The sequence below is a fragment of the Paraburkholderia bryophila genome, from assembly GCF_013409255.1.
Taxonomy (GTDB): domain Bacteria; phylum Pseudomonadota; class Gammaproteobacteria; order Burkholderiales; family Burkholderiaceae; genus Paraburkholderia.
In genome coordinates this window covers 1,992,298-2,004,878 of sequence record NZ_JACCAS010000002.1, presented here as the reverse complement: position 1 = coordinate 2,004,878, position 12,581 = coordinate 1,992,298, and the positions used below count along the sequence as shown (strand labels likewise).

11 protein-coding genes are annotated in these 12,581 nt (G+C 63.9%); 3 read left to right on the top strand and 8 right to left on the bottom strand.

Annotation, left to right across the window (positions count from 1 at the left end; genetic code table 11):
* Nucleotides 1–106: 106 nt before the first annotated feature.
* Complete coding sequence (locus GGD40_RS29975; RefSeq protein WP_179746086.1) at nt 107–895, bottom strand: alpha/beta fold hydrolase; 789 nt, start codon at nt 893–895, stop codon at nt 107–109.
* A 169-nt stretch (nt 896–1,064) separates the two neighbouring features.
* On the opposite strand from GGD40_RS29975, the gene GGD40_RS29970 reads away from it, so the two are divergent.
* Nucleotides 1,065–2,540, top strand: a complete 1,476-nt coding sequence (locus GGD40_RS29970; protein WP_179746085.1) for an HD domain-containing phosphohydrolase — start codon at nt 1,065–1,067, stop codon at nt 2,538–2,540.
* A gap of 12 nt (nt 2,541–2,552) precedes the next feature.
* Here the strand turns inward: GGD40_RS29970 and speD are convergent, their stop codons facing one another.
* The 5 genes from speD to GGD40_RS29945 form a co-directional block, all read right to left on the bottom strand.
* Nucleotides 2,553–2,930 (bottom strand): adenosylmethionine decarboxylase, encoded by a 378-nt coding sequence (gene speD, locus GGD40_RS29965; protein WP_179747094.1) that lies wholly within the window; start codon nt 2,928–2,930, stop codon nt 2,553–2,555.
* A gap of 44 nt (nt 2,931–2,974) precedes the next feature.
* Complete coding sequence (locus GGD40_RS29960) at nt 2,975–3,121, bottom strand: hypothetical protein (RefSeq protein WP_179746084.1); 147 nt, start codon at nt 3,119–3,121, stop codon at nt 2,975–2,977.
* Nucleotides 3,118–4,662, bottom strand: coding sequence for a DUF4178 domain-containing protein (locus GGD40_RS29955; protein ID WP_179746083.1), 1,545 nt, complete (start codon nt 4,660–4,662; stop codon nt 3,118–3,120). The genes GGD40_RS29960 and GGD40_RS29955 overlap by 4 nt, the downstream gene beginning before the upstream one ends.
* Before the next feature lie 9 nt (nt 4,663–4,671).
* Nucleotides 4,672–5,679 carry an SPFH domain-containing protein gene (locus GGD40_RS29950; RefSeq protein ID WP_179710777.1) on the bottom strand — a complete coding sequence of 336 codons (1,008 nt, stop codon included), beginning with the start codon at nt 5,677–5,679 and terminating at the stop codon, nt 4,672–4,674.
* Nucleotides 5,680–5,744: 65 nt separating this feature from the next.
* A complete protein-coding gene (locus tag GGD40_RS29945; RefSeq protein ID WP_179710779.1) occupies nt 5,745–6,131 on the bottom strand; it encodes a DUF350 domain-containing protein in 387 nt (128 codons plus the stop codon).
* Between the two features lie 86 nt (nt 6,132–6,217).
* On the opposite strand from GGD40_RS29945, the gene GGD40_RS29940 reads away from it, so the two are divergent.
* Together GGD40_RS29940 and GGD40_RS29935 are read left to right on the top strand one after the other, a co-directional pair.
* Nucleotides 6,218–7,732 carry a polyamine aminopropyltransferase gene (locus GGD40_RS29940; RefSeq protein ID WP_081936395.1) on the top strand — a complete coding sequence of 505 codons (1,515 nt, stop codon included), beginning with the start codon at nt 6,218–6,220 and terminating at the stop codon, nt 7,730–7,732.
* On the top strand, nt 7,732–9,375 hold the full coding sequence (locus GGD40_RS29935; RefSeq protein ID WP_179746082.1) for an FAD-dependent oxidoreductase: 1,644 nt from the start codon (nt 7,732–7,734) through the stop codon (nt 9,373–9,375). Before GGD40_RS29940 ends, GGD40_RS29935 begins: the two co-directional genes overlap by 1 nt.
* A 241-nt stretch (nt 9,376–9,616) precedes the next feature.
* On the opposite strand, the gene GGD40_RS29930 is transcribed toward GGD40_RS29935, so the two are convergent.
* Nucleotides 9,617–10,078, bottom strand: a complete 462-nt coding sequence (locus GGD40_RS29930) for a (2Fe-2S)-binding protein (protein ID WP_179710783.1) — start codon at nt 10,076–10,078, stop codon at nt 9,617–9,619.
* Nucleotides 10,079–10,113: 35 nt separating this feature from the next.
* On the bottom strand, nt 10,114–12,384 hold the full coding sequence (locus GGD40_RS29925; protein WP_179746081.1) for a xanthine dehydrogenase family protein molybdopterin-binding subunit: 2,271 nt from the start codon (nt 12,382–12,384) through the stop codon (nt 10,114–10,116).
* Between the last annotated feature and the right edge of the window lie 197 nt (nt 12,385–12,581).

Below are 12,581 nucleotides of genomic sequence, written 5' to 3'. Positions count from 1 at the left end.
TGCTGAAAAGACAAAAAGGCGTTGCCGGGACATTCCGGCAACGCCTTTTTTATCCGGCAACTGCCTCACTCACGCAAGCCAGCCATCAAACGTCAAGCACATCCACTCACTTCGTCGCACGTGCGGCTTCGATAATCGCGGCCGCGACTTCCGTCGGCTTCGACAGCATCGCGACGTGGCTCGCGTCGACCTTGATCACCGTCGCGCCGATCTGCTGCGCCATCGCGTCCTGCAGCGCAGCCGGAATCATGCGATCCTTCTCGGTCTCCACGAACCACGACGGCTTGTTTTGCCATGCGGGCTGTGTCACTTTGTCGTCGGTGCAGCCGGCGAACCACGGACCTTGCGTCGCGGCCACGAGGCGCGCCTGAGCGACCGGCAGATCCTGCGCGAAGTCGTGAATGATGGCGTCGGTCGAGAGCGTCAGATAGCCGCCTGAGTCCTTCTGCAACGCGGAGGCCCATGAAGGCGCGGGCTTGCCCTTCAGGATGTCGTTGATCGACTGGTCCTTCTGCGGCGCGAACGCGGCCACGTAGACCAGCGACTTGACCTTGTCGTCGTTGCCGGCTTGCGTGATCACCGCGCCGGCCCAGGAGTGGCCGACCAGAATCACCGGACCGTTCTGCTGATCGATCACGCGACGCGTGGCGGCGACGTCGGCGTCGAGCGAACTGAGCGGGTTCTGGACCGCGACGACATGCAGCCCCTTGGCTTCCAGGAGCGGAATGACCTTCTGCCAGCTCGAACCATCGGCGAACGCGCCGTGCACCAGCACGACGTTCTTGCCTTTGAGGTCGTCGTTGGGCGCGGCGCTGGCCGGCGTCAACGCGCTGATCGACAGGAGGCTGCCGAACATCACCGCGGCGGCCAGGCATTTTTTGAGCAGGGTATTCATACTATTGGTCCTTGTGGGAAAGAGAAAATCAGTGGGTCAGAGTGTGGATTGAAGGATGCGCCGATCCGTCCGCTGGTTGTATCGGTCGAATGACCGAGGCGCGGAAAGGCCACTGCGATGCTCACGCGCGGCGCGGCAAATGAAAGACAGGACAAACAGGTCGACACCTATGGCAGACGTTTCAACAATCCGCGCGCTCGACGCCGTGAAGGCGCTGGCGTTCATCGGCGATCTCAGCATGGGTCAGCCCACCGACCACTCGCTGCGCACCAGTTGGCTGGCCGCGCGGCTGGCGGCCGCCGCGGGCCATGACGACGCGCTATGCGGTGTCGTGAAGGAGGTTTCGCTGCTGCGCTGGTCGGGTTGCACGGCCAACGCGTCGGGATTCTCGGAAATGCTCGGCGACGACATCGGCGGTCGCGAGGCGATGCTCGCCATGCGGCCCGGCTGGGGTGGCGCGGTCGAAGCTCAGGGGCAGCTCGAAGCGACGATCACGCCGCTCGCGCAGATTCACTGCGAGGTATCCGGGGAAATTGCGCGCATGCTCGGCCTGGAGGGCGCCACCCAATCCGCTTTGCGGCACATTTTCGAAGCCTGGGACGGCGGCGGTCTGCCGCAAAAACTCGATGGCGCGCGAGTGCCTGACGCCGTATTTCTTGTTGCGCTCGCGGGCGACCTCGAAATTCTGAGCCGCGTGTACGGCCTGGACGCGGCGCAAAAACTGATCGCGCAGAAGGCGGGCCACAAATATCCCGACGCGCTCGCTCGGGTCGCGTTTGCGCAAGCCGCCGACTGGCTCGCCGAACTCGACGAGCAAAGCGCGGCGGGACGCGACGAACCGCTCGACGCGTTGCCGATGCAGCAAGGCACCGCGCCCGAAATCATCGCCGACGTGATCGACCTGAAATTACCGTGGATGGCCGGCTATTCGCGTCGCGTGGCCGAAGCGGCGGCAAGCTGTTGTGCGCGCCTCGGCTTCGACGAGGACGTTCGTCACGCCACCTATCTCGCCGGTCTGATTCATGGCATGGGACGCATGGCGGTCTCGAACGCGATCTGGAATACGTCGGGGCGGCTTTCACCGGCCGCGTGGGAAAAGGTGCGCCTCGTCCCTTACTGGACCGCGCGCGCCGGCAAGCAGATCGGTGCGCTCGCGCGTGAATCGGAGATTGCGTCGCAGGCTTATGAACGGCTCGACGGTTCCGGCTATTTCCGCGGCGCGACAGGCGCCATGCTCGGCCGCGAAGCGCGCGTGCTGGCCGCGGCGGCGAGCTGGGTGGCATTGCGCTCGCCGCGTCCGTGGCGCGCGGCGTTGTCGGCAGATGAAGCGGCGGCGGTACTCAAGGAAGAAGCCGCGGCAGGTCGCTTCGATGCCGACTCGGTGCATGCGCTGCTGAGCGACGAGAAAGACGGGCATGAGTCGGTCGCCGAGCGCGTCAAGCCGGCGCGTGCAGCGTTGCTGTCGCCGCGCGAAGCGGAGGTCTTGCGCCATATCAGTCAAGGCGCGAGCAACAAGGAAGTCGCCAAAACACTGCAGATGAGTCCGAGCACGGTGCGCACGCATGTGGAAAGCGTGTTCCGCAAGCTTGAATGTTCGACGCGCGCGGCGGCTACGTTGAAAGCGTCGACCCTGCGGTTGATCTGAGGCGAGCTAGCGCTAACGCGGCGGCGCCGCGATGCCTCGCTCGCAGCTGCGCAGGTTTTTCACTTCGGCCCGCAAATCAAGCGCGATCCGCTCGACCGCCTGCTCGGGTCGAGCGTTGCCGCACATGAAAATATCGAGGGCGGCGAAGCGATGTTCGGGCCACGTGTGGATCGTGATATGCGACTCGGCGAGCAACACGACACCCGTCACGCCATGCTCGCCGCCGAAGTGATGAAAATGCGCCGACAACACGCGCGCGCCGGCTTCTTTCGCCGCAGTCACCAGAATCGATTCGAGCGCGTGGGCGTCGCGTAACAGGTCGGCCGCGATCCCGCCCAGATCGGCCAGCACATGCGCGCCATACGCGTCACGCGGCGCAGGCGTGGCCATTGCCGTGGCCGTAGGCGCGAATTCCGACACCGGAAGCGCCCCGCTCACTTGTGCGCCCCATACGACGAATAACCGCTACGCGCCGACGTCCCGCCATAACCGCCGCCACTCCCACCGCTTCCCGTCATCGACGTGCAACTGAACATGGCGATCACCACGAAGGCGTAGAGCGCATATAAAAACTGTCTCACGCTGACCTCGACTCGTCGTGGAAGGCGCGCCAGATCCACTCGGGCGCCCACAAGGCCAGGATGCCGATAATCACCAGCACCGTCGAGCCATCGAATTCGAACAGCTTGCCGAAGTTGACAAACACCATCACGCCCGTGCCGATCCACGGCCACGGTCCGAAGCCGGCGGTCGTGAAACCTTCCCTGGCCGGTTTGAGGTCGCTTTCGCTAGCCTTGGGTTGGGTCGCGCGACGGCTGGCCGCCGCGCCAGCCGCCAGTTCCGGCATGCCGAACCGTTCGGCGACCTTGCTGTTGGTCAGCGGCCTCGCGCGCGACCAGACGATTTCGTCGGCGGTGACCTCGCGGGTCATCTTGAAGTCGCGCCAGGCGAAATCCGTGATCGACGTCTTGTCGCCCACCTGCACGCGCCAGTTGAACGCACCCGCCACATAGGTCACTTCGGAGACGTAGTGCTCGCTCTCGCGATAGGTCTTGCCGTCGTCGAGCACCTGGCCGCTCTGGCTGATCATCGGCCAGTGATTCAATACTTCCACGCGCTCCCAGCGGCCTTCGCTATGCACTTGCCACAGGAACCCGCGTTCGAGGTTGTGCAGCAGATACTCGTCCCAGCTGGATTCGCCGTCCGGCGTGCGGCAACGCATCAGGCCGAGCACCGTGTACTTCGCACCGTCGAAGGTTGCGCTCGCACCGAGCGGCAACGCGGTGTCGATTGCTTCGAGCGTGCGCTTCTTCGAAAACAGCGTGGCCTGCGGCGCGCTGCAATCCACGCCCGCATGGCACGAGCCGCAGATCACATAATCCGCGACGCCGACCGGGCAATCGAGCGACGCGCCGCAACTCGGGCAGGTGAACGCCGCCAGGTCGCCGCGATAGCGTCCGGCCGATTCGCGAATCTCCGCTTCGTCGCGCAAGCCCTGACACGCGAGTTCGGCGAGTTCCACCGACTCGCCCGAATACAGCGCCGGCTTGCCGTGTTGCTGATCGGCGTCGGCGTAGTCGAGCGTGATGAAATGGTCTTCGTAGCGGAAGTCCGCCACCCGCGCCTGCCAACCCTCGCCGACACGAAACGGCAACTCGCCCTCGCCGCCCACGCATTGCGCCGTGCGGATATCCGACGCGAGATAGCGCTTGCCGTCGAACTCGAAGGGCACGCCGGGGCTCAGCGAATCGAAAGACGGCAGCGTGGCGGTCTCGCTATCTTCAAGTGCTCGCTGCGTGGTGACCGCATACTGGCCCGATGCATCGGACAACCAGCCGAACGAACCGTCGTCGAAGGTGGCATACCACTCGCTCCAGTAGCCCGCGTCGTAGCGTAACTGGATTCGGCCGAGCAGCGTGAACGAGCGCGTTTGGTACTGGCCCGTGGCGCCGAGTTGCAGCGGCGAATAGTCCTCGAACACCGCGGCCATTTCGCCGAGGCGTTCAACGGCCTCGCCGTGTTTGAGCAAGGTGCTGCGGCACGATCCGCACACGGCCATCACGGCCGCGGCGGAACGGAATTCGAGCGGTGCGCCGCATTGTGGACACGAAGTACTGAACATCGAGTGCGCTTATTTCGTCAGCTTCGCGAGAATCTCGGCTTTCGCCTTCGCATAGTCGTCTTCGGTGACGAGGCCTTTGTCTAGCAAGGTCTTGAGTTGCTGCAGGCGGTCCACGTAGTCGTTCGCGGCGGCCGCGGGTTGTGCGGGAGTTGGCGACTGTGTCTGATTCAGCGCGCCCGTCATGGTCTGCGCGATCGCCGCGCCGGCCGCGAGGCCCGCGCCGACACCCGCCACGCCGCCCGCGTTCTGCGCGGCGAGCGGAATCGATTGCGCGGCCTGGTACTGCGCGAACTTGTTCAGATCGCCGCTTACGCCAACGCTAATGCGGGCGTCGAGCGCCTTTTGCAGCGCGTCCGGCAGCGATACGCTTTGCACCGTGAACGAATCGAGCGCCACGCCGTAGCGCGCGAACACCGGCGCAAGCGCCTGGCCGATACGTTGCGACAGCACCTCCTGATTCGCCGCCATGTCCACGAACGCCACATCGGCCGAACCAAACGCGACGCTCATGGCCGTCACGACGAGATTGCGCAATTGCTGTTCGAGATCGTCGACGGTATAAACGCCGCGCGTGCCGCTGATCTCGCGATGAAACGCCGGCACGTCGACCACCCGGTACGAGTAGATGCCGAACGCGCGCACCTGCACCAGGCCGAATTCGCTGTCGCGGATCGTGACGGGTTGCGGCGTGCCCCAGCGGCGGCCGAGTTGCAAACGCGTGCTGAAGAAGTACACGTCGGACTTGAACGGCGACTCGAACAGCTTGTCCCAATTGCGCAGACTGGTCAGCAGCGGCAGCGTGCGCGTGGTCAGCGTGTACAGGCCGGGGCCGAATACGTCGGCAATGCGGCCTTCGTTGACGAACAGCGCCATTTGCGACTCGCGCACCGTCAATTGGCCGCCGTACTGGATTTCATGATCTTCCATCGGATAACGCCAGGCCAATACGCCGTCACCGTCTTCCGTCCATTGCAGAACGTCGACAAACTGCTTGCGAATAAACGAACCGAGACTCATCGTGTACTCCTCGTGCGAGGCGCCCGCCAATCAGGCATTAAGATGAAAATGCGTTAAACGTGAATTTACGTTAAGCAGGCCGCGTTGATAATGCCGACCACCAGCGAGGCCGCACCCATCAATCCGCCCATTGCGTTATTACGCGTTTCAATCGCGTGGTTCATGCCGGGCAATAAGCGCGTGAGGACGGCATAAGTGACGACCTGCACGATCATCGCACCGAATGCCCAGATCAGCACCAGCACCAGCGTGGAGTTGTGCGCAATGCTCGACGCGAGCGTCAGGCAGAAGCCGATCAACGCGCCGGCAAAGGACAGCAGCGCCGCCACGTTGCCCTCGCGGATCAACGCAAGTTCGTCGAACGGCGTGACCTTGAGGTAAACTGCCGCGAATCCGAGGATCAGCACAAACGCCGACAGTAAATGAATCCCATAAGAAAAGGCATCACCCATTTAATCTCCCGGATTTTGTGTGTCGCGACGGCGCGCGCAAATCGCCGCCAGTATATCCAGATCGGACCGGAGTGCCCAGCATGAAGATTAAACATAATCGCATGCTGATACTGTCCGTACTGGTGCTGGCCTCGTGCGGATTGGGTTATGAGCTGATCAGCAGTACCTTGTCCAGCTATTTGCTCGGCGATTCGGTATTGCAGTTCTCGTCGGTGATCGGCTGTTATCTGTTTGCAATGGGCGTGGGCTCGTGGCTCGCCAGATTCGTCGACGACGACGACGTGCTCGACCGCTTCGTCGATATCGAATTGCTGGTGGGCCTGCTCGGCGGTTTGTCGGCGGCCATGCTGTTCGGCGTGTTCGCGTGGCTGTCCACGCCGTTTCGCGCGGCGCTCTACGCGGTGGTGCTGGTGCTCGGCGCGTTGATCGGCATGGAGATTCCGCTGGTGATGCGCGCGTTCCAGCAGCGCCGCCAGGCGTTCCGCCACACCGTCAGCGACGTGCTGACCTTCGACTATCTCGGCTCGCTCGCGGTCTCGCTGCTGTTTCCGCTGGTGCTCGCGCCGCGTCTCGGCCTGCTGCGCACCAGCTTTCTGTTCGGCATTCTCAACGCGCTGGTGGCGCTGTGGACCACGCACACGTTCCGCGCCGAAATCAGCAACGTGCCGGGCAAGCTGATGCGCGCCGCACTCGTGATCAGCCTGCTCGGCGCGGGTTTCGCGCTGTCGGAGCGCCTGACGCATTGGGCCGAACACGGCTTGTATGGCGACGAAACGATCTTCTCCGAAACCACGCCGTATCAGCGCATCGTGCTCACGCAATGGCACGACGACATGCGGCTGTACCTGAACGGCAATCTGCAATTCTCGTCGCGCGACGAACACCGCTATCACGAGGCGCTGATTCATCCGACGCTCGAAGCGTTGCCGTGGGCGAAGCATGTGCTCGTGCTCGGCGGCGGCGACGGCCTCGCGGTGCGCGAAATCCTCAAGCATCGCAACATCGAGACCGTGACGCTGGTCGATCTCGACCCGGCCATGACGCGAATGTTTTCCACCTCGGCACCGCTCGTCAAACTCAACCAGGGCTCGTTGAAAGATCCGCGCGTGCACGTAATCAACGACGACGCCGTGCGCTGGCTCGAATCCAATGCGGAGGTCTTCGACGCGATCGTCGTGGATTTTCCCGATCCGACTAACTTCGGTTTAGGCCGGTTGTACTCGGTGCCGGTGTATCGCATGCTGTCGCGACATCTGTCCGAGAACGGCTATGCGGTGATTCAATCCACCTCGCCGTATTTCGCGCCGCATGCGTATTGGACGATTGTGGATACCTTGCGCGAGGCGGGCTTCAACACGTGGCCGTATCACTGCTATGTGCCGTCGTTCGGCGACTGGGGTTTCGTGATTGCCGGCAAGCGTCGCGACTATACGATCCCGACGCATTACTCGGAGCCGATGCGCTGGCTCGACGCGCAAACCGCGGTTGAAATGTTTCACTTTCCCGCCGACATGCCCGCATTGCCGATGGCGCCGAACCAGATGAACGACCAGCCGCTCGTCCGCCTTTTCGACGACGACTGGAAGCACGTGCTGCGCTGATGGACCGCCGCACTTTTCTCTTTGCGGGCGCGGCCGGCGCGGTGGGCGTGGGCGCGTTGGGCTCCTTGACCGATCTCAGCCGCACCGGTTGGATCGAAACGACGCCAGTGATCGACAGTCCCGGCATGCGCGAAGGTCACGCACTGCGCGACCTTCGCAGCTTGCCGGCGCCGTCCGGCACGCTCGAAACCGACATCGCGATTCTCGGCGCAGGCGCGGCCGGTTTGTCGTGCGCATGGCAACTCGCGCGAGCGGGGCATAAGAATTTCGTCGTGCTCGCCGGGCCCGAATTCGGCGGCAATGCGGCTGGCGGCCGCTATGGCGAGCTAGGCTATCCGAAGGGTGCGCACTATCTGCCGTTACCGTCGATGAAATCGACACACCTGCGCGACATGCTCGCCGACTTCGGCGTGATCGAAGCCGATCCGTTCACCGCACGGCCGGTGTTCGACGAACGCGTGCTGGTGCATGCGCCGGACGAACGCTTGCTGATCGACGGTCAATGGCAGGACGGCCTGGTGCCGACGCTCGGCGTGAATCACGCGGAAATCGCGCAGCAACAGCGCTTTTTCGCTTACACCGACACACTGCGCACCGCCGTGGGCAGCGACGGCCGCAAGGTGTTCTGCATTCCGCTCGCGCAGTCGTCGCAGGAGCCGCGCTGGCGCGCATTGGACAAGCGCTCGTTCAAACAGTGGCTGCTCGACGAAGGCTATACCGCGCCGTCGCTGCACTGGTATCTGAATTACGCGTGCCGCGACGATTTCGGCGCCGGTTATGAACACGTGTCCGCGTGGGCCGGCTTGCACTACTTCTCGTCGCGCGGCGGCCATGCGCGCAATGCGGAAGACGGCGCGGTGCTGACCTGGCCCGACGGGCTGCATAGCATGGTGACCAAGCTGAGCACGTCGATCACGCAACGCGTCGGCAAATCCACGTGGTCAATGCCGGGCTTTGCCGCGCGTGTCGATGAGAAACCGGGTAGCGTGGAAGTGTTGTGCGTATGCATCGACAGTCATAACGTGCTCAGTACCTTCGTGCTGAAAGCGCGCCGCGTGGTGTCGGCCATGCCGCTTTTTGTCGCGCAGCACGTCATGCCGCATCTGTCCGCGTACGGTTTCGACGCGTCGCGCGACCTACCGCCGCGTGCGCCGTGGCTGGTTTCCAACTTTCTGATGGACGGCATGCCGCGCGAAGCGCAAGGTGTGCCGCTCGCGTGGGACAACGTCGTCTATCGCGGCGAAGGTCTCGGCTATGTGGTCTCGACGCATCAACTGATTCGTCTGTCGCCGCCGCAACGCTCGGTGTTCTCGGCGTATCAGGCGCTCGATCTGAATACGCCCGACGACACCCGCCGCTGGCTCGCCGCCGCGCATCCCGACGACCTGCGCACGCAAGCGGCAATCGATCTGCTACCCGCTTATGGCCGCGACTTATGGCGTCACGCCACCGCGCTGGAAATCACCGTGCGCGGCCATGCGATGGCGACGCCGGACGTCGGCTTCCTCAGCCGTCCTGGCCTGCTCGCGTTGCGCGACGCGGACGGACCGGTGCTGTTCGCGCATGCGGATCTGTCGGGCATGTCGCTGTTTGAAGAAGCCTCGTACTGGGGTGTGCTCGCGGCAAACCGCGCCCTGGGATAAGCCCGAATTTGCTTACGTTTTATTTTTGATAAGCTTTCTTTAAGCTTTCATTTCGGGTTAAATGTTCTCGGTCAACCACTCTCGCTACAGGGTCACGTATGTCGCAATTCATGCAAGGCGCAGTCACATTGGGCGGATGTATCGGCATTTTTACGGCCGTGGTCGCTGTGGTGGAAATGTTCGCTAACTGAGCGGAGACGGCGGCGAACACTGAAGCGAACGCGTCGACACGTCGCCGGCGCTATACCGACCGACGCTTCGCCGCCGCCTGATGGATCGCCGCCCGCACGCGCGGATACGTGCCGCAACGGCATACGATGTTGGACATGGCCGCGTCGATATCGGCATCCGTGGGATTGGGTTTCTGTTTGAGCAGCGCGCAGGCCGCCATCAGTTGCGCGCTTTGGCAATAGCCGCACTGCACCACGTCGAGATCGATCCACGCTGCCTTCAAGGCCTGCGCCTCTGCACCCTGCACGCCTTCTATCGTCGTGATCTTCTGCGTATGCAGGCTCGACATCAGCGTCTGGCATGACAGGCTCGCCTTGCCGTCCAGATGAACCGTACACGCGCCGCAAATGCCCACGCCGCAGCCGAACTTGGTACCGGTCATGCCGAGTTCGGCACGCAGCACCCACAGCAGCGGCATATCCGGCTCGGCCTGCACCGCTACCGCGCGGCCGTTGATGTTTAGCGATCCCATACGGGTCTCCTCGTGATTCCTGTTCTTGCCGCGCGTTACGCCAGCTTCAGCGGCAACGCGCGCAGACGTTGCCCCGTCAGCGCGAACACCGCATTCGCCACGGCCGGTGCGACCGGCGGCACGCCCGGCTCGCCGACGCCTTGCGGATGCAGTTGACTCGGCATGATCTCGGTTTCGATCGCAGGGCAATCGTTCATCCGCACCACCGGAAAATCCACGAAGTTCTTCTGCTGCACCTGACCGTCGACGATCGTGATTTCGTCCTGCAACGCGGTCGAGAGGCCGAACACGATCCCGCTTTCCATTTGCTGCCGGATCAGATTCGGATTCACCGGCAAACCGCAATCGATCACGCAGACCACGCGATGCACGCGAATCTGCTTGCCCGGCCCGAGCGACACTTCCGCCACCTGCGCGACGACGCTGCCGAACGCCTCATGCAGCGCGACGCCGCGCGAGCGCGGCGCGCCGTCGGCGGCATGACTCAACGGACGCCCCCATTCCGACAACGCGGCAACCCGCTTCAACACCGCCAGATGACGCGGATGCCGCGCGAGCAGTTCGGCGCGAAACGCAATCGGATCGCGGCCGGCGGCAGCAGCGAGTTCGTCAGTGAAACTCTCCGTAAAGAACGCCTGATGCGAATGGCCGACCGAACGCCAGAAGCCGATCGGTATCGGCAAGTCGACGATCTTGTGCGCGACACGCGCGGCGGGCCATTCGTAGGGTTGATCGAATGCGCCCTCGCAGGTGGTTTTGTCGATCGGAAGTCGCGGCACGCCGTAGTAGCGCGCGAGCGATTCCGGCACGATCGCCTGACCCGCGGACAGGCTGTCCCACGCGACCAGCTTGCCGTGTGCATCGAGACCGGCCTTGAGCCGCGATACGCAGGCGGGCCGATAGAAATCATGCGTGAAATCCTGCGCGCGCGACCAGATGGTCTGCACCGGACGCCCACCGCCCTGGCGCGCAATCACCGCGGCCTGCGCGATGAAATCGAGTTCGAGGCGCCGGCCGAATGCGCCGCCGAGCAACTGCGTTTGCACGTCGACCTTGTCGGCGTCGAGGTTCAGTACCTTGGCCACGTGATGACGCGCGAGCGCGGGGACTTGCGTGGACACCCACACCGTCGCCACACCGTCCGCGACCTGTACCGTGCAATTGAGCGGTTCGACCGCGCCGTGCGCGAGATACGGCGCGTGATAGTCGGCGCTGACCGTGCGCGTGGCGCCGCTCAGCGCGGCGTCGACATCGCCGAGGCGGTAGTAGGCATGGCCGTCGCTGTCGTCCAGCGCTTGCATGAGACGGCTCTGCACATCCGCGCTCGAGATGTGCGCCGCGTCGCCGTCGTTCCAATCGACGGTGACGGCGGTAACGGCGTTCATCGCGCGGAACGGGTTGTCGGCGATCACCGCGACGCCGCCGGTTCCACCGTTGTACGGCGCGACGGCGAACGCCTTGATGAAGCCCGGCAGTTTCTCCGCGGGCCCGGCGTCGAAATGCGCGGCCGTGCCACCCAGCGTGGGACACATGACGACGCTCGCATACAGCAGCCCGTCGGGCAGCGCGTCGATGCCGAAGCGCGCCGTGCCGTTGATCTTCGACGCGGCCTCAATGCGGCGGACCGGTTTGCCGATCAGCTTGAAGTTGGCCGGGTCTTTTAACGCCACGTTGCGCGGCAGCGGCTGCTGCGCCGCCAGCGAAGACAACTCGCCGAAGCTCGCCCGATGCCCCGACGGATGCAACACCTCGCCGCTTTCCGCGCGGCATTCGGCGGCCGGCACCTGCCATTGCGCGGCCGCCGCGCCGATCAGCATCGCGCGCGCCGAGGCGCCGGCTTCGCGCATCGGCGTCCACAGATCGTTGATGCTCGACGAACCGCCTGTCATCATCGTGCCGGCGTCGCGCACCAGCTTGCGCGTCATCCAGACCGTCGCGCGCTTCACGGCGCTGTCGTCGTCGGGACGAAACGGCAGATCGTCGACGATGTTCTGCACGCTGTTGTAGATCCTGTCGATCGGCGAATCCTCCACGCGGACCTGCGACCACTCCGCGTCGAGCTCTTCGGCGAGCAGCATCGCGAGGCCGGTGTGGATGCCCTGCCCCATTTCCGCCTTGCACATGATGATCGTCACGCTGTTGTCGGCGGCGATCTTGACCCAGCCGTTTAGCGGCACTTGCGTGCCTTCTGCGGGTAACGGCGTGGACGTCGTGAGCCGTTGACCCGGCGGCAGCACCGACCAGCCGACCAGCAGCGCGCCCACTGCGCTGGCGCCGCCGAGCAGGAAGGTTCTGCGTTTCAACATGGCAGGGCTCGGTGAGCTTGCATGGTGGCGGACGTTGGGAATGCGCGCGGGAGCGCGGGTTTTGCGTGGCGGGTGTTCGGATAGTAGTAAGACGGGGGAGCGATTGCGGGACTTAAATTCGGGAATTTAAGTCAATCCTGGCGAAACGGAGGGTTAACGCGAAGCTGCTGCGAATGCAAGATGCGAGATGCGGGGCC

Excerpts from the sequence above, each read along its gene's own strand:
- GGD40_RS29975 (WP_179746086.1), bottom strand. The coding sequence starts at position 895 with ATGAATACCCTGCTCAAAAAATGCCTGGCCGCCGCGGTGATGTTCGGC.
- GGD40_RS29970 (WP_179746085.1), top strand. The coding sequence starts at position 1,065 with ATGGCAGACGTTTCAACAATCCGCGCGCTCGACGCCGTGAAGGCGCTG.
- speD (WP_179747094.1), bottom strand. The coding sequence starts at position 2,930 with ATGGCCACGCCTGCGCCGCGTGACGCGTATGGCGCGCATGTGCTGGCC.
- GGD40_RS29955 (WP_179746083.1), bottom strand. The coding sequence starts at position 4,662 with ATGTTCAGTACTTCGTGTCCACAATGCGGCGCACCGCTCGAATTCCGT.
- GGD40_RS29950 (WP_179710777.1), bottom strand. The coding sequence starts at position 5,679 with ATGAGTCTCGGTTCGTTTATTCGCAAGCAGTTTGTCGACGTTCTGCAA.
- GGD40_RS29945 (WP_179710779.1), bottom strand. The coding sequence starts at position 6,131 with ATGGGTGATGCCTTTTCTTATGGGATTCATTTACTGTCGGCGTTTGTG.
- GGD40_RS29935 (WP_179746082.1), top strand. The coding sequence starts at position 7,732 with ATGGACCGCCGCACTTTTCTCTTTGCGGGCGCGGCCGGCGCGGTGGGC.
- GGD40_RS29930 (WP_179710783.1), bottom strand. The coding sequence starts at position 10,078 with ATGGGATCGCTAAACATCAACGGCCGCGCGGTAGCGGTGCAGGCCGAG.
- GGD40_RS29925 (WP_179746081.1), bottom strand. The coding sequence starts at position 12,384 with ATGTTGAAACGCAGAACCTTCCTGCTCGGCGGCGCCAGCGCAGTGGGC.